Genomic DNA, 24,052 nt, shown 5'->3' with positions numbered 1-24,052 from the left:
GCATCCCGATCCGAGGGCCTGATCAACAGGAAGCTAGACCTTCCCGATGACTTCAGCGCAGTTTAGCGCGCGCAGGTCCGCGCATCCCCGGAATCCGTCACCGCATCCGGCCCCCGCCGGCGTCGCTCACGTACGCCACCGCCACGACACCCACTTCACCGTCGTCGGCAATCACCTGGCCCAGCACGACACCCTCTCGCTCACCGCCGTCGGGCTCGCCGTGCACATCCAGTCGTTGCCTGACGGGGCCAGGGTGGGCATCAAGGCGCTGGCGGCGCGGTTCCCGGAGAGCGAGTACCGAATCGCCGGGGCGCTGAAGGAACTTGAGGCGGCGGGCTACCTGGAGCGCACCAAGGTGCGTACGGCAGGGCAGCGCATCATCACCCGAACCAGGTACTTCGAGTGCCCGGCGAGCAGAGTCAGCGAACACCAACAGGTTCATCCACAGCCTGTGGATGAACCTGTGCGACCAGCGGAACGACCACCGCGCCGCCCACCGGCCCCGCCTCCCGAGCGCTCTCCGGCCACCGATCTTCTCTCCGGGCTGCGCCGCGCCGACGCCCGACTGACGCTCTCCGTACGGGAGATCACTCAGCTGGCCCCGGCCGCGAGCGCATGGCTGGCCCTCGACGTCCCACCACAGCAAGTGATCCGCACCCTCACCGCCGACCTCCCCGACGGGATCATCCGCAGACCGGCCGCGCTCCTCGCCCACCGCCTCACGCACCGGCTGCCACCAGCGCTCCCCACGCCCCCGGCACCACCACCCCCGCCACCCCGCCCGGACCCCTTCCAGGAATGCCCGGGCTGCGACCGGGTCTTCCGATCGCCGACGCCGGGCCGGTGCCGCGACTGTCGATAGCCGCGGCCAGAGGAACAGGAATGGGTGAGTCCACGGGCCAGGCCGTGACAAGTAGACGGCAATTCGCATCACTCGGTTCGCGGCAATCCATGTGAATTGGACAACACACAACGGTTAAGGCGAATGAGGTAAGTTTGGTCCGATTATTCCTAGTGGGGGATAAATGACGGAAGCGATTCTGCTGGTCGGTGGCCAAGGCACCCGACTGCGGCCGGCCACGGTCAATACGCCCAAGCCGATGATGCCCGCCGCCGGTGTCCCCTTTCTGGCACACCAGATCGCGCGGGCCGCGGCGGCCGGTGTCGATCACATCGTGATGGCCACGTGCTACCTGGCCGAGGTCTTCGAGCCGTACTTCGGTGACGGCTCGGAGTACGGCGTTCACCTGGAGTACGTGGTCGAGGACGAGCCGCTGGGCACCGGCGGCGCCATCCGCAACGCCGCCGAGCGGCTGGCCTGCGGCCCCGACGAGCCGGTCCTGGTCTTCAACGGCGACATCCTCACCGGCCTGGACATCCGTGGCCTGGTCGACGACCACCGGCGGCGCGACGCCGACGTCAGCCTGCACTTGGTGCCGGTGATCGACCCGCGCGCGTACGGCCTGGTGCCGACGGACGAGGACGGGCGGGTGCTGGCCTTCACCGAGAAGCCGCAGACGCCCGAGGAGATCGTCACCGACCAGATCAACGCGGGTTGCTACGTCTTCCGCCGCTCGGTGATCGACACCATCCCGGCCGGACGGCCCGTCTCGGTCGAGCGCGAGACCTTCCCCGCGCTGCTCGACTCCGACGCCCACCTGTACGGCAAGGTCGAGAACACGTACTGGCTGGACCTGGGCCGGCCCGCCGACTTCATCCAGGCCTCCGCCGACCTGGTGCGCGGCGTCGTCGCCTCCCCCGCCGTCCCCGGCCCGCCCGGCGAGGCGCTGCTGCTGCCCGGAGCGCGGGTCGAGGAAGGCGCCAAGATCGACAAGGGCACCTTCGTGGGTACCGGGGCCCGGGTCGAGGCGGGCGCGGTCGTGCGCGGCTCGATCGTGCTGGAGGGTGCCCACATCGGTCCGGACACGTACGTCAGCGGCAGCCTGGTCGGCGCGGGCGCGCGCGTCGGTACGCGTACGCAGCTGCACGACGTGGTCGTCGGCGACGGCGCGCGCATCGGCGCCGACAACGAACTCCGGGCGGGGGCCCGGGTGTGGTGCGAGGCCGAACTGGCGGACGGCGCGGTGCGCTTCTCCTCGGACCGGTGAGTGCGGTGACGGAGGTGTCAGTGGTGTCGGTGGCGGCGGGGACGGCTGCGGCCCCGTCGCCTTCGGTGCGCTCGGCATTCTCGGCGCCGTGCGTACTTCCGCCCCCTCCGCACGTCACCTACCCCCCGTAATTCCCGAAGGTTTCGAACACCCCGAACACGCTGAACACCCCGCAGACGCCGACGACTTCGCTCGGTTCTTCACATCCCGACCCCGTGAATGGCTGACCCGTGACTGTGCCCTCCCCGACCGCCGAGATCTCCGAGCCCCCCGCGCCCTCCGGCATACCCACCCCCCGGATTCCCGGCGACTGGGCGAACACCCCGCTCACCGTCGTCATGCCGACGTACAACGAGGCGGGCAACCTGCCCGGCATGGTGGAGACGCTGATGGGGCTGGGCCTGCCCGGTCTGAGCCTGCTCGTCGTCGACGACTCCAGCCCCGACGGCACCGGTCAGCTCGCCGAGTCGCTGGCCGAGCGCTACAACCGCGAGGGTGAGCGCCCGCGGATGCGCGTACTGCACCGCACGACCAAGGACGGTCTGGGCCGGGCGTACGCGGCCGGGATGCGCCAGGCCGTGGAGCAGGGCGCCGAGTACGTGCTGCAGATGGACGCCGACGGCAGCCACCCGGCCGGCAAGATCGCCGAGATGCTGGGCGTCGCGCTGTCCACCGACGCGAGCCTGGTCATCGGCAGCCGGTACGTCCCCGGCGGCACGCTCTCCGACGCCTGGAAGCCCCACCGCAAGCTGCTCTCGCGCTGGGCCAACACCTACGCGGGCACGATCCTGGGCACCCGCGTCCGCGACATCACCGCCGGCTACAACCTCTGGCGCGCCGACGCCCTCGACGCCATCGACCTGGGCACGGTCGACAGCGCCGGCTACAGCTTCCAGGTCGAGACGAAGTACCGCGCGCTGCGCCGGGGCCTGAACGTGATGGAGGTCCCCATCCACTTCGAGGACCGCACGGTCGGCGAGTCCAAGATGAGCTTCGCCGTCCAGCTCGAATCCGCCGTCATGCCCTGGAAGCTGCGCGCCCGCACCAGCCGGCGCACCCGCCGCTGACCTCACGGACCGCTTCCGGGCCCGGGCCCGCTGCGCCTCGCCGCGCCTGACTTCCTTCCTCGTCTACCGCACGTGGGTGTTCCCAGCATGACGCACACCGTTGAACCGACGACTCGCCCCGCCGACGCCCGTCCGGACGTCGGTGGCTTCGGCACGGCCGCGCCCGGGCGCCTGCGCAGAGCCGTGGACTCCGCGCGTGTGGTGGCGGCGCTGCACGGAATCGTGCTGCTCGTGGTCACGTTCCTGGTGCTGTCGATCGTGCGACTGCCATGGATCGGTGACCTCGGCGTGCACGCGGCGACGATCGAGCGGCTGCGGGACAGCCTGGTCGACCCGGGCAACCCGATGGTCGACGCGGACACGCCCAGCCCGTACTACTCGCCGTGGATGGTGTTGCTGGGCGCCCTCGCCAAGGTGAGCGGGCTGGGCACCTTCTCAGTGCTGCGGATCGCGGCGGTCGTCGGGCTCGCGCTGCTGCTGACCGGCATCTGGCGGTTCACACGGACGCTCAGTACGCACCGGGCCGCGCCCCCGCTGGCCACGCTGTGTCTGCTGCTGCTGTGGGGGCCGAAGTTCCTTATATGGAGCGGGTTCCTCGGGCTCACGTCCCTGTCGCTCAATATTTCCTACCCGAGCACCTTCGCGCTCGGGCTCACCTTTCACTTCTGGGCGCTGCTGTCCACAACACTGCGCGGGAGCGGGTGGCGTGGCGGGAGGCTGACGAGCCGCGGGGCCTGGGCCGCCTATCAAGGGCTCGGCCTGCTGTGGGCGTTGATCCTGCTCAGCCACCAGTTCACCGGAGTCGTGGCGACCTTCGGGGCGCTCGGCCTGCTGCTCGGTGCCCGGCCCTGGCCCGCCAAGGAGACCTGGCTGCGGCTGGGTTGCGGGATCGTGGTCGGGTTGGCGCTGCTCGCCGCCTGGCCGTACTACTCCTTCTTCTCTCTCTTCACGATCGGCGGCCTGGAAGGCATCCACCGGCCGCTGTACCGCGGTCTGCTGCTGCACTGCGGCTTCGCGCTCATCGGCGTCGTGGCGCTGGCGTTCCGCTGGCGGCGGGACCGGCGGGATCCGTTGGTGATCTTCTTTGCGCTGGGTGCGCTGATGGTCGGCGTCGGTGGGCTGATCGGGCACTGGTCGTGGGGGCGGGCGCTGCCCGCTGTGATGATTCCCGCGCAGTTGGCCGCCGCACTGGCCATGGTCGAGGGCGGCAGGAAGGCCGTACGCCGCGCCTTCGTCGTGGTCACCGGCGCCGCGCTGCTGGCCGGTGCGTGGGCGCAGTCCGGCGCGCTCAACTTCGTCGTACGGGCTGATGCCCTGCCACACTCCGTATTGAAGGGCGCTTGGGAGCCGAAGGCCGGTTACGAGTGGATCATGAAGTGGGCGGAGCGCGGTGACACCGTGATGGTCTCCGGCGGCAACATCGCGAGCATGGTCCCCGCGTACGGCGTCTATACGGTGGGCTCGGCCTACCCGGACTTCTTTCTCCCTGACGAGAAGGAGCGCGATGCCGCCGTCGCCCGCTACTACGCCGCCGGCACCCCGCGTCAGGAGCGCCTGGACATCCTGCACCGCTACAAGGCCAAGTGGGTCCTGCAGTGGCGCAGCCAGGGCGGACTGCCCGGCAACGACCCGGCCCTGCGCCAGGTGGACACAGGGCCGCAGGGGCAGGTGCTCTACCGGGTGGTGGACTGAGGCGCCGGACCGGCGTCCGGACTACAGGCCGGGTCCCCAAGGGGCGCGGGGAACTGCGCGACCAGCCACGACGTGCCCGCGGATGACACACCGCCCACCGGGCGAAGGGGTCAGCTCTTGCCGCCCTTGACCTTGCCCAGCACCACGTCCTGGTCCTGCCAGGCGTAGAAGGTGTCGTCGATCTTGGCGCCCGACCAGGTGCCGCAGTTGGTGTCCGCCTTCGAGGCGACGTCCTTGGGGAACCAGTCGGCCTCCAGCTTCGGCTTGCCCTGCGCCTTGCCGGGCTTGCACTCGGCGGGCAGCTTGCCGCCGTCGAGCTTGGTGGCGATCAGACGGTCGTCGCCGGTCGTGGACATCACGTACTTGATGTCGGAGGCGTTGTCCGGCAGCCAGCGCGGCACGGACTTGCGGTCCTTCTTCGCCTCCGCGCCCGTCTTGTAGTCGCTCTTCTCCTGGTGGTCGTCGAAGGGGTTCGACGAGCCGGAGCAGGCGGTGAGCGCCAGGCCTGCGGCGACGGTGACGGCGGCGAAGGCGGTGGTGCGGACGGCGGTACGCAGGGAGCGGGCCACGGTGGATTCCTCACGGGTCGGTGCGCGGTGGATGTCTCCATCCTTTCCGCGGATCACCGGTAATCCGTCCGACCGTGGGACGGTCTTGATCCGTGGCGCGCTCTGACCAAAGCGCCACTCCTCTCCTCCTTGAGGAGTGGGCTTCGCGTCCGCGTATGACCAATGGCCTATGCAGTCGGACGCAGTGAGGCCTGGTCAGTGGAGTCAGGAGATGGCGCTGCGCAGGTCCGCTACGTCGATCTGCTCGGTCTCGTCGTGCGCGGTGAGGTCGATGACCTCGCCTACGCCTTTGTCGGTGGTGTTGTTGGCGTTGCTGTTGGTGCTGTGGCCGGTGCCCTGAGCGGAGTTGTGATCCGTGACGGGCTGCGGAGCCGCTGCCGGTGCGGTGGTGGTGGCCGCGGGGCGCGCCGGGCGGGCGGTGTGCTCGGCCGACGTGGCGGGCTTGGCGTGCCGGGCGCGCTGGGTCTGCTCGGCGACCGCCTCGTCGCCCACGACGTCCGCGAGGTCGTCCTCCAGAGGCGCGGGGGCAGCGCTGCCGTTGCCGAAGAAGTCGAAGCCGCCTGTCATACGGGAGGCGGGCAGCGACCGGCGGACGGCTACGGCCGGGGCCCTGCGCGGTACGGGAACGGGGGTGGGTGTGGGAGTGGGAGCGACGGTGGGCTTGGTTACGGCCTTGGGCTTGGCGTCGGCTTCAGGCTTGGTTACGGCCTCGGGCTCGGGCTTGGTTACGGGCTCAGCCTTGGTGGCAGGCCCGGACTCGGTGAACGACTCAGGCTCGGTGACCGGCTCGGGCTCAGCAACGGGCGTGTGCGCCGCGTCAGATGTGGGCGCCGCGTCGGGTACCGGCGTACGGGCATGCCCCTCGCCGGGCTCCTCCGCCGCCTCGTCCTCGACTCGGCCCTCAGAGGCAGAGGCACGGCCCTCGGCGTCACGGCTCTCGACAGCCAGGTCCTGGTCCTGGCCCTCAGCAGCCTGGTCAGCCTGGTCCTCCGCCGGCCCCTCGGAGCGGCCTTCCAGGCCCTCCTGGGCCGCCCCGCCCGCCGCCTGCCGCGCCGCGTTGCGCGACAGCTGCCGCAGCGCCTCGGACGCCTTGAAGTAGTCCTCGGCGGTGGGTCCGGAGACGGTGGATCCGGAGACGGTGGGTCCGGAGACGGTGGGTCCGGCCACTCCGGCCCCGGCGGCGGCACCGGTACGAGAAGGAGCGGCGTCCACGGACGCGCCGTCAGAGCCCTCGGCCCCCTCGGAAGCACCGGACGCGCCGTCAGACCCCTCGGAACCACCGGACGCACTCACGGAACCAGCGGATCCACCGGCCCCAGCGGACCCACCGCCCCCGCCCCCCGCCCGGAACGTGTCCGGCACGGCAGCCGTGGCGCCCGCCGCCATGGTGCCCTCAGCCGTGGCACCCGCCGCGGCGTCCGCGCCCGCCGCCGGCAGCGCGGCCCTGGCGGCCGGTGTCGCGGCCTCGATGGCCAGGAGGCGGCGGCCCTCCAGGGCGCTGGCGCGCTCGGTCTCGGCGGTGGCGTAGCGGCGCAGCAGTTCGGCGTGCTCGCTGCGCAGCCGGGCCAGTTCGGCCCGCTTGGCGCGCAGCTTGGTGTCCAGCGCGGACCGTATTTCGCGGGACTCCTCGATGTCGGACTCCAGCTCGGCTATCCGCTCCTCGGTCTTCCACTCGTCCCGCATGCGCGCACTGGTCAGCTCGGCGACGCGCTTGCCCGCGGTGCGGTCCCAGGCGCGCAGCAGCACCGCGCCGCCGACAGCGGCGGCGGCCGCTCCCGCGGCGAGTACGCGCTGCACGAGGTCGTCGCCGACGAACCACGCACCGGTGGCACAGGCAATTGACGCACCGGCGACCGTCGTGGGAGGAAGAAGCCGGTGCAGGGATGGCGAATGGCGGTGGCGTCCTCGTGGCATGGCCTGAAACTTACCGTGCGTGCGAGGCCGATGGGGCCCCGCCCGCCAATCCGTATCCCGGTGGTTACTTCTTCGCCAGTCCCTTCGACTGGAGATATGCCAGTGCGACGTCCGAGGGCTTCTGCCGCTCCGCGTCCACCTTGCGGTTCAAGTCGATCAAGTCGTCGGTCGTCAGCACGCCCGTGAGCTTGCCCAGAGCCGTCTCGATCTCCTTCGCGCCGGCCTCCTTGGCATTCACCACGGGCAGCACATTGTCGGCGTTCTGCAGGGCCTTGTCGTCCTTGAGCAGTACGAGGCCGAAGTTGCCCAGTGTGGCGTCGGTGGTCGTGGTCAGCACCATCTGGTCCGTGCCGTCCTTGACCGCCTGCTTGGACTGGGTGGTGCCCACGCCCTTGGGGTCGATGCCCGCGAGGTCGATGCCGTAGGTCTTTTCCAGGCCCGGCTTGCAAAACGGCCGCGACTCGCACTCCTCGCCCGCCGCCAGCTTGACCTTCTGGCCGGACTTGCCGAGGTCGGAGAGCGTCTTGAGGTGGTGCTTGTCGGCGAATTCCTTCGTCACCGCGAAGGCGTTCTGGTCGGTGGCGCTGCCGTGCGGCAGAACCTTCAGTCCGCGCGGCTCGGCGAGCTTCTTCAGCTCGGCCACCGTCTTGCCGATGTCGCTGGAGGCGAGGGGCTTGGGATTGGTGCCGTTCTTCTTGGCATTGAGGAATTCGGTGAGTGTGGAGGCGTATTCCGGTACGACGTCGATCTGGCCCTTCTCCAGAGCCGGTTCGTACAGCTCGCGATTGGCCAGCGTCTTGACCGAGGTGCGATACCCGGCATCGGAAAGGATCTTGGAATACATCTCGGCGAGCACTTTGGACTCGGTGAACCCGGCCGACCCGACGACGATGTCCCCCTGGCCGCCGTCCTTGCCGCCCTTGGCCTCCAGGCTCTCGCCACCGCAGGCGGCCAGCCCGGCGGCCAGCGCGGCCACCGTCCCCGCGACGAGCGCGGTGCGTACTGCACGCGGCTTCCTGATCATGGGTCTCACCATCCAGTTCGGTAGTACGAAGTTGAGCGCGCGCAGGCGGGTCGGGAACGGGTAGCCGGGTCAGCGGCCGGAGGCCGTACGCAGCCGGCTGCACCGCATCGGGTCGAACACCCGGTGCGCCACCACCAGCAGCCCCTCCACCAGCAGGGCGAGTACGGCCACCAGGACCGCTCCCGCCACCACCTGCGGGGTGTTGTAGTTGCCGAACCCGGCGGTGATGATCCGGCCCAGGCCACCGCCGCCGGCCAGCGCGGCCAGCGTCACCGTCGCCACCACCTGCACCGCCGCCGAGCGCAGGCCCGTCATGATCAGCGGGTAGGCGAGCGGCAGCTCGACCCGCCACAGCAGCTGGGGCCCCGACATGCCCATCCCGCGGGCCGCCTCGACCACGTCCCGGTCCGCCTCCCGCATGCCCACATAGGCATTGGTCAGCAGCGGGGGTATCGCGAAGAGCACCAGCGCGATGACGGTCGGCAGATATCCGGACGTGCCCAGCGGACTGAGCGTCAGCAGCACCAGCACCGCGAAGGTGGGCACCGCCCGCCCCACATTGGAGATATTGACCGCCAGCGCACCGCCCTTGCCGATGTGCCCCAGATACACCGCCGTGGGCAGGGCTATCAGGCAGGAGAGCGCCAGGCACACCACGCTCAGCACGCCGTGCTCGGCCAGGCGGTGCCAAACCCCCTTCTCACCGGCCCAGTTGGCAGCCGTCGCCAGCCAGTCCCACGCTCCCGAGATCGCGTCCATCGCCTCAGGCCACCGCCTTCTTCGCCGTCGCCGCGCGCCGCGGCCCCACGCGCTTGCCCGTACGCACCCGCGTCCAGGGCGTCAACAGCCGCTGCAGGCCTATGAGCAGCAGGTCCGCGGCCACCGCCAGCACCACGCACAGCACCGAGGACGTGAGCACCTCCGCCTTGAAGAAGCCCTCCATCCCGCTGGATATGAGGTTCCCCAGGCCGCCGTAGCCGACCACGGCGCCGATCGTCGTCATCGCGACCGTGGAGACCGTGGCGATCCGCAGCCCCGCCATCAACGCGGGCAGCGCCAGCGGGAGTTCGACCCCGAACAGCAGCCGGGCGGGGCCGTACCCCATCCCGCGGGCCGCCTCGCGCACCTCGCCGGGCACCGACTGCAGCCCGGCGAGGATGTTGCGCACCAGGATCGTGAGCGAATACAGCACCAGGCCCGTGATCACGACCGCGGCCGAGACGCCGAACAGGGGCGTCAGCAGCGCGAACATGGCCAGCGAGGGGACGGTGTAGAGGATCGTGGTCAGGCCCAGCACCGGCCCGGCGGCCGCCTTGAAGCGGCGGGCCAGCAGCGCCAGCGGAAAGGCGATCAGCAGCCCGATCGCCACGGACGCGGCCGTGATGCCGATGTGCTGGACGGTGGCGTCCAGCAACTCCTGGCTCCGTGTGCGGACATACTCCCCGCAGATCCAGTCGTTCGCCTGCAGACAGCTCTGCGGACCCCCAGCACTCACACCCGGTCACCTCCCCGCCCGGTAGCTCACATTTTCGGTGACTGTCTGCGACCCTATCCCCCACCACTGACAATCGGTCCAGCCGGTCATCCGCCCGCAACAACGCGTTCACGAGTTCACAACGACCGGGCGCGAGACATCCACAACAGCACGGCCACAATGGGGAACCATGATCCGCTTCGAGCACGTCACCAAGCGCTACGCCGACGGCACCACCGCCGTCGACGACCTCTCCTTCGAGGTAGCCCAGGGAGAGCTGGTCACGCTCGTCGGACCGTCCGGCTGCGGCAAGACCACCACCATGAAGATGGTCAACCGCCTCATCGAGCCCACCGGCGGCACGATCTACCTGGACGGCGAGGACATATCCACCGTCGACCCGGTCGAACTGCGCCGCCGTATCGGCTATGTCATCCAGCAGGTCGGCCTCTTCCCGCACAAGACCGTCCTGGAGAACACCGCCACCGTCCCCCACCTGCTGGGCTGGCAGCGCAAGAAGGCCCGCGAGCGCGCCGCCGAACTCCTGGACCTGGTGGGCCTGGACCCCTCGGTGTACGGCGAGCGCTACCCCGAGCAGCTCTCCGGCGGCCAGCGCCAGCGCGTGGGCGTCGCCCGCGCCCTGGCCGCCGACCCGCCCGTCCTGCTGATGGACGAGCCCTTCGGCGCCGTCGACCCGGTCGTCCGCGACCATCTGCAGACCGAGTTCCTGCGCCTGCAGTCCACGCTCCACAAGACCGTGCTCTTCGTCACCCACGACATCGAGGAGGCGGTCCGCCTCGGCGACCGCATCGCCGTCTACGGCTCGGGCCGCATCGACCAGTTCGACGCCCCCGCCACGGTCCTGGGCGCGCCCGCGACGCCGTACGTCGCCGAATTCGTGGGCGCGGACCGGGGGTTGAAGCGCCTGTCGGTCACGCCCGTGGAGACCGGCGACCTCGAACAGCCCCCCGTCGTCCACCTCGACGACCCCACCGACCGGGCACTGGCCCGTATGACCGCCGACAGCGCCCCCTGGGCCGTCGTCCTGGACTCCGACAGCACCCTGCACGGCTGGGTCTCCGCCGACGCCCTCTCCCTCGCCTCCGCCGCGCCCGGCACCGTACGCGAGCACGCCCGCCGGATGGACGCCTGGCTGCCCGTCGGCGCCTCCCTCAGGCAGGCCTTCGCCACCATGCTCCAGTACGACGCGGGCTGGATCGCCGTACTGGAGGACGACCGCTTCCTGGGCGTCCTGACGCCCGCCCGCCTGCACGAGGCGCTGCGCCGCTCGACGACCGCCGACGCGGCGAACATCGCTCGCGCGGATGTGGCGTTGGACAGCGTCCCGGAGGCGTGAGCGCTCGCGCGGCGAACGGGTCCCCGTTGGAAGCGCAGTCGTGACACCGCGGGCCGGTGGGGGCCGTTCGCGCAGTTCCCCGCGCCCCTAACCGGGCGCGGAAGCCCACTCAGACCGCCCGTGCCCCCGCCTCGTCGTCATCCTCCGGCAGCTTGCACACCCGCTCCATGAAGAAGGCCGCCGCGACCACGGCCACGCCCGCCAGCACCGAGAGACCGGCGTAGATCGCCTGGTCCCGGCGCGGCGCGACGTCCAGGCCCGAGGTCAGCAGGAAGACGCCCACGCCGCCGTACAGCCCGGCCACCAGCGCGGCCACCAGGGCGCTCGCCTGGCCGAAGACCACCGCGCGGGCCGCCAGCATCGGATCGACACCCTTGGCACCGGGACGGCGCTCGCGCTGCGCGCGTAGCCGGGACCGCAGCGCCAGGGCGGTCGCCGCCAGCACCACCGCGATCAGCGCCAGCACGATCGGCGCCGCCAGCGGCACGCTGGGAAAGGTGCCCAGGGAGTTCCACAGCCGGGCGCCGGCCCACGCCAGCACCCCGGCCACCACGAACAGCCCGACCAGCACCTTGATACGTAGCTGCTTCACCGAGCGCTCGCCCCTTATGCCTTCTCGTCCTACCGAACCCGCCAGCCCAACGATTACTCGGGCAGCCGCAGTTCCAGGTCGGCGCGCGGGGTGACGCCCTCGCGGCCCATTTCCGTGAGCAGCTCGGCCACCGCACCGCGCCCGGGGACCTCGGCCTGCGGGTCCACGTCGTACCACGGCGCCAGCACGAAGGCGCGCTCATGGGCGCGCGGGTGCGGCAGGGTCAGCTGCGGGTCGTCGGAGACCACGTCCTGATACGCGACGATGTCGACGTCGATGGTGCGCGGCGCCCAGCGCTCCTCGCGGACCCGCTCGAAGGCCTCCTCGATGGCGTGCCCGCGCTCCAGCAGGGAGGACGGCGGCAGCGTCGTCCTGACCAGGACGACCGCGTTGAAGTACGAGGGCTGGGTGCCCGGCTCCACGCCCCACGGCTCGGTCTCGTACACCGGGGAGACCGCCTTGACCCGCAGGCCGGGGGTGTCCTCCAGGGCGTCGATGGCGCCCTGGAGCGTCTCCAGGCGGTTGCCGAGATTGCTGCCGAGCGAGATCACGGCGCCTTTGGGGTTGGAGAGCGTCACATCCGCCGCGTCCACCTGCTCCACCACGGAGGCGGGCACCGGCTGTACGGTCGGGTCACTGCTGGTGGTGTTCATACGTCTCGGCTCCGGGTGATGGTGATGGTCACGTCGTCGAAGGGGACGGTGATCGGGGCGTCCGGCTTGTGGACGACCACTTCCACCTCCTGCACCCCCTCGTGCTTGAGGCACGTGACGGCGATCCGCTCAGCGAGCGTCTCGATGAGGTCGACCGGCTCGCCCTCCACGACGGCCACGACCTCCTCCGCCACCACGCCGTAGTGCACGGTCTTCGCGAGGTCGTCGGATGCCGCGGCGGGGCGGGTGTCCAGGCCCAGCACCAGGTCCACGATGAAGGTCTGGCCTTCCTCGCGTTCGCGGGGGAACACCCCGTGGTGCCCTCGGGCCTTCAGCCCACGCAGCGCGACACGATCCACGCGAATCACTCCCACTGGTTCCTCTGGTCCCACTGATCGTCGGAAATCCGGGCACGTACCAGGCCCGGTCGGACATTCGCCCGACCCGCTCGGCACACCACCCAGTCATCGAATCTACCTGCGAGCGCTGACTGCGCTCGCCCACGGGGGCTATGGACAAGGCCCCGCACCACTGCTAAGCGGCTGCGAAGGCGTCCGCGCGGCCTCTTACCCAGAGCCCCGCACCCCACCCCTTCCCAGGCCCCACTTGGCTCGAACGGGTGCGCCGGTCGGCCCGTCGCTGACCCTTGCCGGTGACGGCCCGGCACGCTCCGTGCCCGCCCGCTCAGGCCGCCCGCTCAGGCCCGCCCGCTCAGTCCTCCGGCCCCTCGTCCTCGTCGTCCCCCTGGTCGGCCAGGACCGGTGAGCCGTGGTGCGACCACACCCGCCAGCCCTCTTCCGTACGCCGGAAGACATTGGTCGCCACGACCAGCTGCCCGATCAGCGGCCCCACCGAGCCGTCCTCCTCGGCGGGGCCGCCGCTGAGGATGTTCTCGGTGCAGGTCACCAGCGCCGTGTCCCCGATGACGTCGATCTCGACATCGGTCAGGAAGAACTGGATGTACTCGGTGTTCGCCATGATCAGGGCGTACGAGCGCAGCACCTCGCCGCGGCCGCGCAGCACGGGCCAGCCCGGGTGCACCACGCTCACCTGGCCGTCCAGCCACAGCTCGGACATCGCCTCGTGATCGCCGCGCTCCATGGCCTCGTACAGATCGGTATTCGCCTGTTCGACCAGCTCGATGTCCGTACGTGGACTCACACCGCTCCCGTCGCGTCCGCCACATCCGCCGCACCCGCAGCGCCCACGGCACCTACAGCACCTTCTACGGCGCGCGCCACCCGCACCGCGTCCGCACTCGCCCGTACCTCGTGCACCCGTACCGCCCAGGCCCCTTCGCGTGCCGCGATCGCCGACACCGCGGCCGTCGCCGCGTCCCGCTCCCGGGCCGGCGGCGGGGTGCTGCCCGCACCGCCTGCCAGCACCCTGCCCAGGAACCGTTTGCGCGAAGCGGCGACCAGCAGGGGCCGTCCCAGTTCCCGCAGCCGGGACAGCTGCGCGACCAGCGCCAGGTCGTGCTCGGCCTCCTTGGCGAAGCCCAGGCCCGGGTCGAGCACGATCCGCCGCGGGTCGATGCCGCCGGACACCGCCCGCTGAAGGCTCTGGCTCAGCTCGGCGACGACCTCGCCGACCACGTCGGCGTACACCGCGCGGTTGTTCATGTCGATGGACTGGCCGCGCCAGTGCATCACCACGAACGGGACGCCGGCCGCGGCCACCACCGGCACCATCGCCGGATCGGCGCCGCCCCCGCTCACGTCGTTGACCAGCCGCGCACCGGCCGCCACCGCCTGCTCGGCGACCGAGGCCCGCATGGTGTCCACCGAGACCACGGCGCCCGCCGCGGCCAGCTCGCGGACCACCGGGATCACCCGGCGCAGCTCCTCGGCCTCGTCCACCCGCGCGGCGCCGGGCCGGGTCGACTCACCGCCGACGTCGACCAAATCGGCGCCCTGCTGCATCAGGTCCAGGCCGTGCTTGACGGCGAGGTCGGTGTCGAACCACTTCCCGCCGTCCGAGAAGGAGTCGGGCGTCACGTTGACCACGCCCATCACGGCGCACCGGTCCCAGTCCGGCAGACCGAGGGGTCCGACGCGACCTCGCAATGTACTCATGAGCCCAGCCTAGGGCGTGTCCCCGCCAGCGGGTTTTCGCTGCCGGGGGCGGCCCCGCGGGGCCCCGTCCCGGGCCCCGGCCGCCCCGCCGCTCACGCGGCCCGCTGCACCGCCTCCTGCCGCATCGGCGCCAGGGCCGGGCGGTGGTGCGCGCACGGGCGCGGCTCTGCGGGCCGCCTGCGGCGCAGCACCCGGGGCAGCCGCAGATCCAGATAGCCCTCGGCCTGCAGGGCCGCGAGCCCGATGCGCGGGATGTCACGGGAGCTGCGGAAGACCACGAAGCGCGGCTCCCAGCGCGGGCGGAACTTGTCGTTGAACTTGTAGAGCGACTCGATCTGGTACCAGCGCGAAAGGAAGATCAACAGGCCCCGCCACAGGCGGATGACCGGGCCCGCGCCCAGCTTCTCGCCGCGCTCCAGGGAGGAGCGGAAGACCGCGAAGTTCAGCGAGACCTGCTTGATCTTCAGGTCGGGCGCCGCCTGGAGGGCCGCCACGATCAGCAGCTCGTTCATGCCGGGGTCGGCGCTGCGGTCGCGCCGCATCAGCTCCAGCGAGATGCCGTCGCCGCCCCACGGTACGAAGTGCTGCATGGCCTTCAGGTCGCCGAACGGGCCCGCCTCCTCGCCCTCCTCCGGGGCCCGGTGCGCGGTGGCGATCACCGCGTCGCCGTCGCGGGCGGCGTCGATCCGGCCCAGCGCCATGGAGAAGCCGCGCTCGGTGTCGGTGTCCCGCCAGGCGTTCGCGGCCTCCTGGATACGGGCCAGCTCCGCCGGCTCCAGGTCGCGCACCCGCCGCACCCGCGTCTCGTACCCGTTGCGCTCGATGCGCTTGACCATCTGGCGTACGTTGCGCATCGCGCGCCCGGCGAGCGTGAAGTCCGCCACGTCCACGATCGCCTCGTCGCCCAGCTCCAGCGCGTCCATGCCCGTCTCGCGGGTCCACACCTGGCCGCCGGTCTCGCTGCACCCGGTGACGGCCGGGGTCCAGGAGTGCGCCTTGGCCTCCTGCATGAAGCGCTCGATGGCGCCCGGCCAGGCCTCCACGTCGCCGATGGGGTCGCCGCTGGCCAGCATCACACCGGAGATGACGCGGTAGCAGACGGCGGCCTTGCCGGTCGGGGAGAAGACCACGCCCTTGTCGCGGCGCAGCGCGAAGTAGCCGAGCGAGTCCCGGCCGCCGTGCCGCTCGAGCAGCTCGCGCAGCCGCTGCTCGTCGTCCTCGGTCAGGCGGGCCGCCGGGTGCTCGGGGCGGAAGGCCAAAAAGGCGGTGGTGACCAGGGTCAGCAGGCCCAGCGCGCCCAGCGAGTAGCCCACGGTGTAGTCGACGCCGCCGGTGTACTGGACCGGGCCCTCGAAGCCGAACAGCCCCTTGAGCACGTGTTCGGTACGCTCCCACAGCGTCGGGTTGCCAACGATTTTGTGCGGATGGGTGTTGACGATGACCAGGCCGAGGCCGAAGCTCGCGCCGCCCAGCACCACGAAGTTGGCCAGCGCCTTCCAGCGGCTGCGGGGATCGGGCAGCGCGGCGAACTGCTTGCGGTGCCACACCAGGAACGCCAGCAGCAGGAACGAGAGCACCGCTCCGAAAGTGGAGTGGCGGTAGACGAGCTGAGCGGCGATCCCCACAGGAAGCAGTGCTACGGCAGCCACCCACGCACGCCGCTTCCCCCGTTTGAGACCGTGGGCGAGCAACAACAACAGGATGCCCACGACTATGGAAGATGCGGCGGCCAGCGGGCTGACCGCCCCCGGCAGCACCTCCGCCAGGGCGTGCACCCGGCTGTGCCGGAACCGGGGAAAGACGCCGGCCGCGAGGTTCAGCAGGCCGACCAGAGCACCGACCGTACCGACGAGAGGAGGGACCGACTCCGGGCGAGGACCACGCAGCCAGCGTGGCGAGCGCCACGCAACCGTCCCCGACTTTTCACCATCTAGCCTGTCAGACATTAGTTTCCCGTCGCCCCGGTCGAGAGAACGTGCGAGTTTAAGTCGCAGCATCTGGACTTTTGCGCCCTGTATGACGGCGTTTCAGGGCCCGGGGTTCCACTTGCGGCACGCCCGACCGGCCGCCCGGAAGAAAGCACCACATGGGTCTCACCAGCAAGAAAGTGCTACTTCTTGCCGTCATCATCGCGGTGGCACTGTTCATCCTCACCGTTTGGCTCTGGCCCCGGCTGTCCCGGCAGAACTGGCGCACCGTCCTCGGCCGCGTCGGTCTGCTCCTGGTGACGCAGATCTCGATATTCGCGTGCGTGGGCCTGGCCGCGAACAACGCCTTCGGCTTCTACGCGTCCTGGGCCGACCTCCTGGGCCAGGAGGACGAGCCCGGCGTCGTCACGAACTACGAGACCGGTCCCAACGGCACCAAGCTGAAGGTGCTCAGCTCCGAGCGCGTCGGCGTCCCCGGCGGCGCCAAGCCGCACGTCGGCGGGCGGATCGACAAGGTCCTGGTGCAGGGCGAGAAGTCCAAGATCTCCAGCCCCGCGTTCGTGTACCTGCCGCCGCAGTACTTCCAGCCCGAGCACGCCGAGAAGAAGTTCCCGGCGTCCGTCGTGCTGACCGGCTACCCGGGCACCGCCCAGGCGCTCTACAAGAAGCTGCACTTCCCGCAGACCCAGCACGAGCTCGTACGCAAGGGCAAGATGCAGCCCACCGTCCTGGTGATGATGCGCCCGACCGTCGCCCCGCCGCGTGACACCGAGTGCATGGACATACCCGACGGCCCGCAGACCGAGACGTTCTTCACGCAGGACCTGCGCAAGGACATAGCCAGCCACTACCGAATAGGCACCGAGGCGAAGAACTGGGGGATCATGGGCGACTCCACCGGCGGCTACTGCGCGCTGAAGATGACCATGCGCCACCCCAACGCCTTCTCCACCGCCGTGTCCCTCTCCGGCAACTACAAGGCCGACAACGACCGCACCACCGGCGACCTGTACGGCGGCCAGCAGAAGCTCCGCAACGAGAACAACCTGCACTGGCGCCAGGACAACCTGCCGGCCCCGAAGGCGAACTTCCTGGTCACCACCAGCAAGGTCGGCGAGGACAACTTCAAGCCGACGATGCAGTTCATCAAGAACACCAAGTCGCCTTCGACCGTCGCCTCGATCATCCTCGACACCGGCGGCCACAACTTCAACACCTGGAAGCGTGAGATCCCCGCTGCCCTGGAATGGCTCGGCGGCCACCTCAAGGCCTGAGCATTTGCGCCCCACCTCTGAGGGCAAACGTTTCTCCCCCCTGCGACAGAGCCCGTACGGCGCATCCGTACGGGCTCTGTGCGTGCTGCGGGGGGCTAGCGGGCCAGTATCAGGCTCATCGCCTCGGCCCGGGTCGCCGCGTCCCGCAGCTGCCCGCGCACGGCCGACGTGGTCGTCTTGGCGCCCGGCTTGCGCACGCCACGCATCGTCATGCACATGTGCTCGCACTCGATCACCACGATCACCCCGCGCGGCTCCAGGATCTCCATCAGCGAGTCCGCGATCTGCGTGGTGAGCCGCTCCTGGACCTGCGGGCGCCGCGCGAAGACGTCCACCAGCCGCGCCAGCTTGGACAGGCCCGTGATCTTCCCGTCGGCCGACGGGATGTAGCCGACGTGCGCGACCCCCACGAACGGCACCAGGTGGTGCTCGCACGAGCTCTGCACCTCGATGTCCTTGACCAGGACCATCTCGTCGTGGCCGAGGTCGAACGTCGTCGTCAGGACGTCCTCGGGCTTCTGCCACAGCCCGGCGAAGATCTCCTTGTACGCGCGGGCTACCCGGGCCGGCGTCTCCAGGAGGCCCTCGCGGTCCGGGTCCTCGCCGACGGCGATGAGGAGTTCCCGTACGGCATTCTCGGCGCGCTTCTCGTCGAACTCGCCGATCTTGCCCTCGCCGTCCAGCGTCACCGGGTCGGTCATCTGGTGCCTCGTTCCGTAGTGCGCCCGCTCCAAACGCGGAATGCCGCGCCCCCAGGCTAAAACCTGTGGGGCACGGCATTCATTCCGGGGCCGGTCGGGCTACGCCTCCGGGCGCGGCTCCTCGGCAGCCTCGGCCTTGTCGGTGGAGACCGGCTGGGCCGCCGCCGACCCGTTGGCCGGAGCCAGCTCCTTGGGGGAGAGCACCGGCGGGCGGGTGGAGGGGGTACGCCGCGAGGAACCGGTCCACGCCGGGCGGGCCGGGCGCTTGACGATGTGCTTGAAGATCTCGGCGATCTCCTCCTTGTTCAGCGTCTCCTTCTCCAGGAGGGCCAGAACGAGGTTGTCCAGCACATCGCGGTTCTCGACCAGGATCTCCCACGCCTCGTTGTGCGCGGTCTCGATCAGCTTCTTGACCTCTTCGTCCACCAGGGCGGCGACTTCTTCGGAGTAGTCGCGCTGGTGGGACATCTCGCGGCCCAGGAAGGGCTCGGAGCTGTCGGAGCCGAACTTGATCGCACCCAGGCGCTCGGTCATGCCGTACTGCGTGACCATCGCGCGGGCCGTGGTGGTGGCCTTCTCGATGTCGTTGGCAGCGCCCGTGGTCGGGTCGTGGAAGACGAGCTCCTCCGCGGCCCGGCCGCCCATCATGTAGGCGAGCTGGTCGAGCATCTCGTTGCGCGTGGTGGAGTACTTGTCCTCGTCGGGCAGCACCATCGTGTAACCGAGGGCGCGGCCGCGGGAGAGGATCGTGACCTTGTGGACCGGGTCGGAGTTCGGTGAGGCCGCCGCGACCAGGGCGTGTCCGCCCTCGTGGTACGCGGTGATCTTCTTCTCCTTGTCGGACATGATCCGGGTCCGCTTCTGCGGTCCGGCCACGACGCGGTCGATCGCCTCGTCCAGGAAGTGGTTGTCGATCAGCTTCTTGTCGCTGCGCGCGGTGAGCAGCGCCGCTTCGTTGAGCACGTTCGACAGGTCCGCACCGGTGAAGCCGGGGGTACGGCGGGCGACGGCCGACAGGTCGACGTCCGGGGCGACCGGCTTGCCCTTCTGGTGGACCTTGAGGATCTCCAGACGGCCCTGCATGTCCGGGCGGTCGACCGCGATCTGCCGGTCGAAACGGCCGGGGCGCAGCAGCGCCGGGTCCAGGATGTCGGGACGGTTCGTGGCGGCGATCAGGATGACGCCGCCCTTGACGTCGAAGCCGTCCATCTCGACGAGCAGCTGGTTCAGGGTCTGCTCGCGCTCGTCGTGGCCACCGCCGAGACCGGCGCCACGGTGGCGGCCCACCGCGTCGATCTCGTCGACGAAGACGATCGCCGGGGCGTTCGCCTTGGCCTGCTCGAAGAGGTCACGGACCCGGGAGGCACCGACACCGACGAACATCTCGACGAAGTCGGAGCCGGAGATCGAGTAGAACGGGACGCCCGCCTCGCCGGCCACGGCGCGCGCGAGCAGCGTCTTGCCCGTACCGGGCGGGCCGTACAGCAGCACGCCCTTGGGGATCTTGGCGCCGACGGCCTGGAACTTCGCCGGCTCCTGCAGGAACTCCTTGATCTCGTGGAGTTCCTCGACGGCCTCGTCCGAACCCGCCACATCGGCGAAGGTCGTCTTCGGGGTGTCCTTGGTGATGAGCTTGGCCTTGGACTTCCCGAAGTTCATGACTCGGGAGCCGCCGCCCTGCATCTGATTCATCAGGAACAGGAAAACGACGACGATCAGTACGAAGGGAAGCAGGGAGAGCAGAACGCCGACGAACGGGTTCTGCTTCTCGGGCTTGACGTCGTAGCCGTCCTTGATCTGTCCGGTCTCGTACTTGGACTGCAGGGTCTTGGCCAGATCGACGCCCTGGTCGCCGATGTAGCTCGCCTGGACCTTGTTGGACCCATCGATCTTGTTGTCGCCGGACAGCTCGACCTTGATCTTGTTTTCATCGCCGGTCGTCAGCTCGGCGGACTTCACCTTGTTGTCACTGATCGCCTTGACGATCTGACCGGTGTCCACCGTCTTGTAGCCGCCGGAAGAGCCGACTACCTGCATCAACACGACCACGGCGAGGACGGCCAGCACGATCCACATGACCGGCCCACGGAAGTATCGCTTCACGTCCATCCATACGGAGCGCTGAGGCCCCGTCCCTCCTGCCACAGTGAGGCACAACAGCCCTCGCTGAGAGCTGGTCGTGCGTACGGTGTATTACTGGCCCGAAAAAGACTGACCTTCGGACGGTACCCCAGCATTGTCACCCGACGCCGCCGCCGAGGGTTAACAATGCGGCTTTGGATTCCCGTCTCCCTGCTCCAACGGCGGGAAACCGCTCGGGGTTCCCGCCGCCGAAGGGGTCTCGAGCCGGGCTCGAGCGGGTGTCAGCCCCCGTAGACGTGCGGCGCGAGCGTGCCGACGAAGGGGAGGTTGCGGTACTTCTCCGCGAAGTCCAGGCCGTAGCCGACGACGAACTCGTTGGGGATGTCGAAGCCGATCCACTTCACGTCGATGGCGACCTTGGCCGCCTCCGGCTTGCGCAGCAGCGTGCAGACCTCGAGCGAGGCGGGCTCGCGCGAGCCGAGGTTGGACAGCAGCCAGGACAGCGTGAGCCCCGAGTCGATGATGTCCTCGACGATCAGGACGTGCTTGCCCTTGATGTCGGTGTCCAGGTCCTTGAGGATGCGGACCACGCCGGAGGACTGGGTGCCCGCGCCGTAGGACGACACGGCCATCCAGTCCATCGTGACGGGGGTGGACAGCGCGCGCGCCAGGTCCGCCATCACCATCACGGCACCCTTGAGGACACCGACGATGAGCAGGTCCTTGCCCGCGTACTCCGCGTCGATCTTCGCGGCCAGCTCAGCCAGCTTCGCGTCGATCTCTTCCTTGCTGATGAGTACCGACTTCAGGTCGGCGCCCATGTCCTTGTCGTCCACCCGTGCCACTCTCACTTGGTTCGGTGTCTTGAGACGTCATGAGACGCCGCGCGACTCATGCGGCAGGGAGGTCCCCTGCGGCTCAGCCCTGCCGAACCACCAGTCTGCCACCATGCCGTCGCACACCCACCCGCCCGGGGAGGTTGATGGCACCTTGCCCGCGCCAGGCGGTGATCAGTCGGTCCACTTCCTCGATGTGCCGGGCGAAGAGCGAACCGGCAGGTGAGCCCGCCGAGATGACCGCCCGGCGCAGGACCCTGCGGCGTACGGCGGCGGGCAGGGCGAACAGCGCGGGGACGTCCAGCGCGCCGCTCTCGTCGACGACCGAGCGCTCGGCGTCGGCGGCCCAGGCGTCCAGCGCGTCGGCGTCGTCGCGGGAGAGCTGGGCCGTACGGGCCAGGGCCTCCACCACGCCCTTGCCCAGCGCCTTCTCCAGGGCCGGCAGCCCTTCGTGGCGCAGCCGGGAGCGGGTGTAGGCCGGGTCGGCGTTGTGCGGGTCGTCCCAGACCGGCAGCGACTGGATCAGGCAGGCCTTGCGGGCGGTCTGCCGGTCCAGCTCCAGGAAAGGCCTGCGGTAGCGGCCGTCCCTGCCGGAGACGGCGGCCATGCCGGACAGCGAGCGGGTGCCGGAGCCGCGCGCGAGCCCCAGCAGGACCGTCTCCGCCTGATCGTCGCGGGTGTGGCCCAGGAGTACGGCGGCGGCGCCGTGGCGGTCGGCGCAGGCGTCCAGGGCGGCGTAGCGGGCATCGCGCGCGGCGGCCTCGGGGCCGCCTCCCTTGCCGACCACGACCTCGATGGCCTCGACCGGGTCCAGGCCGAGGGCTTCCAGGCGCAGCGCGACCTCGGCGGCACGGGTGTCGGAGCCGGCCTGGAGCCCGTGGTCGACGGTGACTCCTCCGGCGCGTACGCCCAGCTTGGGGGCCTCGAAGGCGAGGGCGGAGGCGAGCGCCACGGAGTCGGCGCCGCCGGAGCATGCGACGAGCACGAGCGGGGAGCGCTGCCCCGGCCCGTGCTGTTGGGGGTGATGAGTGAGTACGTCGTGGAGTACGCGGCGGACCGCGAGGCGTATCGCGGCGACCGCTGGATGGGGACCCATGTCCGTTTCCAATCGTTCAGCTGGGGGAGCTACGGGCCGTACGGCTCTTGCGTCACCCCGTCAGTCACACAGAGTGCCTAGATGGTGACAGAGGCGAGCAGTTCCCCGAGCATTGCACGCCTATCCATCGATCACGGTCCCTCAGAAGAGTGATTGAGGGGGGCGTTCTCCTGCCGGACGGCGTGCCGACACCACCCGCAGGCGCTACGGTGCACCCTCCGCCTTGCGGTGCACCCGCGCGACCCAGTCCGCCGGTTTGGCGATCTCTTGTTTGGTCGGGAGGGTGTTCGGCGAGGTCCAAATGCGGTTGAAGCCGTCCATACCGACCTCCTCGACCACGGCCCGTACGAACCTCTCCCCGTCACGGTACTGGCGCAGCTTGGCGTCCAGCCCCAGCAGCTTGCGCAGCGCCTGGTCCAGCCGGCCCGCGCCGCTGGCCCGCCGCTTCTGGAACTTCTCGCGGATCTCGGCGACGGAGGGCACCACGTCGGGGCCCACGCCGTCCATCACGTAGTCCGCGTGGCCTTCCAGCAGCGACATCACGGCGGTCAGACGGCCCAGGATCTCGCGCTGGGCCGGGGTCTGGACGAGGTCGACGATGCTGCGGCCGCCCGCGTCGTCCTCCTCGCCCTCGGGACGGGCGCCGGTCAGCGACTGGGCGGCCTCGCGCAGCCGCTCCAGGAGCGTGCCCGGGTCGATCTCGGTCTCGCCCAGGAAGGACTGGATCTCGCCCTCGATGTGGTCGCGCAGCCAGGGCACGGCGGTGAACTGGGTGCGGTGCGTCTCCTCGTGCAGGCACACCCACAGCCGGAAGTCGTGCGGGTCCACCTCCAGTTCGCGCTCCACGTGGACGATGTTGGGCGCGACCAGCAGGAGGCGGCCGCCGCCGTCGGCGGCCGGGAGGTCGCGCCCCGCCGGCGCGAAGGTCTCGTACTGGCCCAGGACCCGGGAGGCCAGGAAGGACAGCAGCATGCCCAGCTCGACGCCGGTCACCTTGCCGCCGACCGCCCCCAGGACGGCGCCGCCGGGGACGCTGGAGCGGCGCTCCTGCATCTTGTCCAGCAGCGGTTTGAGCAGCGCGCGGAACCCGGCGACGTTCGCCCTGATCCAGCCGGCCCGGTCCACGACCAGGACCGGGGTGTCGTCCGGGCCCTCCCCCTGCGCGCCCGGCTCCGCGCCCGGCCGGACCATGCGTGTGAAGGAACGCACGTGTTCCTCGGAGGACTTGGCGTGCCGGCGCAGCTCGGCCACCACCGCCCGGGCCTCGTCGCGGCTCACCTCTGGTCCCGGCCGTACGAACCGGGTCGCGGTCGCAACCGCGAGATTCCAGTCGACCATCTCCGCACCACCGATGCTCGTCATTCCTTCACCGTACGTGGGCGCTCCGCTGGGGGGTAGCCGACTTTTTTGGTTCGCCCGGTGTGGTTGCTCGTTCGTTGCCGGGTGCGGGGCCGGTTCGCCTGCGGCGGGCCGTTGCCGCTGCGCGGGGTTGCCGGAGTGCGGGTCCGGTTCGCCTGCGGCGGGCGTGGTCCGCTGCGCGGGGCTGTCGGGTGCGGTGGGGGGGGGGGGGGGGGGGGGGGGGGGGGGGGGGGGGGGGGGGGGGGGGGGGG

Annotated in this window: 22 protein-coding genes; 6 read left to right on the top strand and 16 right to left on the bottom strand. The window is 70.3% G+C overall.

Features of this window, described 5'->3' with window-relative positions:
* Nucleotides 1-46: 46 nt before the first annotated feature.
* From AC4IJH_RS27925 to AC4IJH_RS27910, 4 genes are all read left to right on the top strand, one after another.
* Nucleotides 47-862 carry a helix-turn-helix domain-containing protein gene (locus tag AC4IJH_RS27925; protein WP_490854646.1) on the top strand — a complete coding sequence of 272 codons (816 nt, stop codon included), beginning with the start codon at nucleotides 47-49 and terminating at the stop codon, nucleotides 860-862.
* 163 nt (nucleotides 863-1,025) lie between these two features.
* Complete coding sequence (gene manB, locus AC4IJH_RS27920) at nucleotides 1,026-2,108, top strand: mannose-1-phosphate guanylyltransferase (RefSeq protein ID WP_490854645.1); 1,083 nt, start codon at nucleotides 1,026-1,028, stop codon at nucleotides 2,106-2,108.
* A 257-nt stretch (nucleotides 2,109-2,365) separates the two neighbouring features.
* Nucleotides 2,366-3,175, top strand: a complete 810-nt coding sequence (locus tag AC4IJH_RS27915) for a polyprenol monophosphomannose synthase (protein WP_490854681.1) — start codon at nucleotides 2,366-2,368, stop codon at nucleotides 3,173-3,175.
* Nucleotides 3,176-3,262: 87 nt separating this feature from the next.
* Nucleotides 3,263-4,867, top strand: coding sequence for a hypothetical protein (locus AC4IJH_RS27910; RefSeq protein ID WP_490854644.1), 1,605 nt, complete (start codon nucleotides 3,263-3,265; stop codon nucleotides 4,865-4,867).
* A 110-nt stretch (nucleotides 4,868-4,977) separates the two neighbouring features.
* On the opposite strand, the gene AC4IJH_RS27905 is transcribed toward AC4IJH_RS27910, so the two are convergent.
* The 5 genes from AC4IJH_RS27905 to AC4IJH_RS27885 all read right to left on the bottom strand — a co-directional run bounded on the left by AC4IJH_RS27905 (nucleotide 4,978) and on the right by AC4IJH_RS27885 (nucleotide 9,869).
* A complete protein-coding gene (locus AC4IJH_RS27905; protein ID WP_490854643.1) occupies nucleotides 4,978-5,436 on the bottom strand; it encodes a hypothetical protein in 459 nt (152 codons plus the stop codon).
* Nucleotides 5,437-5,640: 204 nt separating this feature from the next.
* The gene (locus AC4IJH_RS27900) at nucleotides 5,641-7,350 is read right to left on the bottom strand and encodes a hypothetical protein (protein ID WP_490854642.1); all 1,710 of its coding nucleotides are present in this window, start codon (nucleotides 7,348-7,350) and stop codon (nucleotides 5,641-5,643) included.
* Between the two features lie 64 nt (nucleotides 7,351-7,414).
* Nucleotides 7,415-8,374 carry an ABC transporter substrate-binding protein gene (locus AC4IJH_RS27895; protein ID WP_490854641.1) on the bottom strand — a complete coding sequence of 320 codons (960 nt, stop codon included), beginning with the start codon at nucleotides 8,372-8,374 and terminating at the stop codon, nucleotides 7,415-7,417.
* Nucleotides 8,375-8,443: 69 nt separating this feature from the next.
* The gene (locus AC4IJH_RS27890; RefSeq protein WP_490854640.1) at nucleotides 8,444-9,133 is read right to left on the bottom strand and encodes an ABC transporter permease; all 690 of its coding nucleotides are present in this window, start codon (nucleotides 9,131-9,133) and stop codon (nucleotides 8,444-8,446) included.
* A gap of 4 nt (nucleotides 9,134-9,137) precedes the next feature.
* Nucleotides 9,138-9,869, bottom strand: coding sequence for an ABC transporter permease (locus AC4IJH_RS27885; protein WP_490854639.1), 732 nt, complete (start codon nucleotides 9,867-9,869; stop codon nucleotides 9,138-9,140).
* A 169-nt stretch (nucleotides 9,870-10,038) separates the two neighbouring features.
* On the opposite strand from AC4IJH_RS27885, the gene AC4IJH_RS27880 reads away from it, so the two are divergent.
* Nucleotides 10,039-11,205 (top strand): ABC transporter ATP-binding protein, encoded by a 1,167-nt coding sequence (locus AC4IJH_RS27880; protein ID WP_490854638.1) that lies wholly within the window; start codon nucleotides 10,039-10,041, stop codon nucleotides 11,203-11,205.
* Nucleotides 11,206-11,314: 109 nt separating this feature from the next.
* Here the strand turns inward: AC4IJH_RS27880 and AC4IJH_RS27875 are convergent, their stop codons facing one another.
* From AC4IJH_RS27875 to AC4IJH_RS27850, 6 genes are all read right to left on the bottom strand, one after another.
* Nucleotides 11,315-11,797, bottom strand: a complete 483-nt coding sequence (locus tag AC4IJH_RS27875; RefSeq protein WP_490854637.1) for a DUF3180 domain-containing protein — start codon at nucleotides 11,795-11,797, stop codon at nucleotides 11,315-11,317.
* 53 nt (nucleotides 11,798-11,850) lie between these two features.
* Entirely contained in the window at nucleotides 11,851-12,450 is a 600-nt protein-coding gene (gene folK, locus AC4IJH_RS27870; protein ID WP_490854636.1) for a 2-amino-4-hydroxy-6-hydroxymethyldihydropteridine diphosphokinase, read from the bottom strand.
* A complete protein-coding gene (gene folB / locus AC4IJH_RS27865) occupies nucleotides 12,447-12,809 on the bottom strand; it encodes a dihydroneopterin aldolase (protein ID WP_490854635.1) in 363 nt (120 codons plus the stop codon). Before folB ends, folK begins: the two co-directional genes overlap by 4 nt.
* A gap of 352 nt (nucleotides 12,810-13,161) precedes the next feature.
* The gene (locus AC4IJH_RS27860; protein ID WP_490854634.1) at nucleotides 13,162-13,611 is read right to left on the bottom strand and encodes a nuclear transport factor 2 family protein; all 450 of its coding nucleotides are present in this window, start codon (nucleotides 13,609-13,611) and stop codon (nucleotides 13,162-13,164) included.
* The gene (folP, locus tag AC4IJH_RS27855; protein WP_490854633.1) at nucleotides 13,608-14,525 is read right to left on the bottom strand and encodes a dihydropteroate synthase; all 918 of its coding nucleotides are present in this window, start codon (nucleotides 14,523-14,525) and stop codon (nucleotides 13,608-13,610) included. The genes AC4IJH_RS27860 and folP overlap by 4 nt, the downstream gene beginning before the upstream one ends.
* A gap of 92 nt (nucleotides 14,526-14,617) precedes the next feature.
* Entirely contained in the window at nucleotides 14,618-16,471 is a 1,854-nt protein-coding gene (locus AC4IJH_RS27850) for a phosphatidylglycerol lysyltransferase domain-containing protein (protein WP_490854632.1), read from the bottom strand.
* 140 nt (nucleotides 16,472-16,611) lie between these two features.
* Here AC4IJH_RS27850 and AC4IJH_RS27845 point away from each other — a divergent pair, with 140 nt between their 5' ends.
* Complete coding sequence (locus AC4IJH_RS27845) at nucleotides 16,612-17,727, top strand: alpha/beta hydrolase (RefSeq protein WP_490854631.1); 1,116 nt, start codon at nucleotides 16,612-16,614, stop codon at nucleotides 17,725-17,727.
* Nucleotides 17,728-17,822: 95 nt separating this feature from the next.
* Here the strand turns inward: AC4IJH_RS27845 and folE are convergent, their stop codons facing one another.
* The 5 genes from folE to AC4IJH_RS27820 all read right to left on the bottom strand — a co-directional run bounded on the left by folE (nucleotide 17,823) and on the right by AC4IJH_RS27820 (nucleotide 23,804).
* Nucleotides 17,823-18,428 carry a GTP cyclohydrolase I FolE gene (gene folE / locus AC4IJH_RS27840; RefSeq protein WP_490854630.1) on the bottom strand — a complete coding sequence of 202 codons (606 nt, stop codon included), beginning with the start codon at nucleotides 18,426-18,428 and terminating at the stop codon, nucleotides 17,823-17,825.
* 99 nt (nucleotides 18,429-18,527) lie between these two features.
* Nucleotides 18,528-20,537, bottom strand: coding sequence for an ATP-dependent zinc metalloprotease FtsH (gene ftsH / locus AC4IJH_RS27835; RefSeq protein WP_490854629.1), 2,010 nt, complete (start codon nucleotides 20,535-20,537; stop codon nucleotides 18,528-18,530).
* 254 nt (nucleotides 20,538-20,791) lie between these two features.
* Complete coding sequence (gene hpt / locus AC4IJH_RS27830) at nucleotides 20,792-21,331, bottom strand: hypoxanthine phosphoribosyltransferase (RefSeq protein ID WP_490854680.1); 540 nt, start codon at nucleotides 21,329-21,331, stop codon at nucleotides 20,792-20,794.
* Between the two features lie 97 nt (nucleotides 21,332-21,428).
* Nucleotides 21,429-22,442, bottom strand: a complete 1,014-nt coding sequence (gene tilS, locus AC4IJH_RS27825; RefSeq protein WP_490854628.1) for a tRNA lysidine(34) synthetase TilS — start codon at nucleotides 22,440-22,442, stop codon at nucleotides 21,429-21,431.
* 204 nt (nucleotides 22,443-22,646) lie between these two features.
* On the bottom strand, nucleotides 22,647-23,804 hold the full coding sequence (locus AC4IJH_RS27820) for a zinc-dependent metalloprotease (protein ID WP_490854627.1): 1,158 nt from the start codon (nucleotides 23,802-23,804) through the stop codon (nucleotides 22,647-22,649).
* Between the last annotated feature and the right edge of the window lie 248 nt (nucleotides 23,805-24,052).

Source organism: Streptomyces sp. UF-297 (assembly GCF_058245575.1).
The sequence above is the reverse complement of the archived record's forward strand: the minus strand, read 5'-3'. Positions and strand labels throughout refer to the sequence as shown.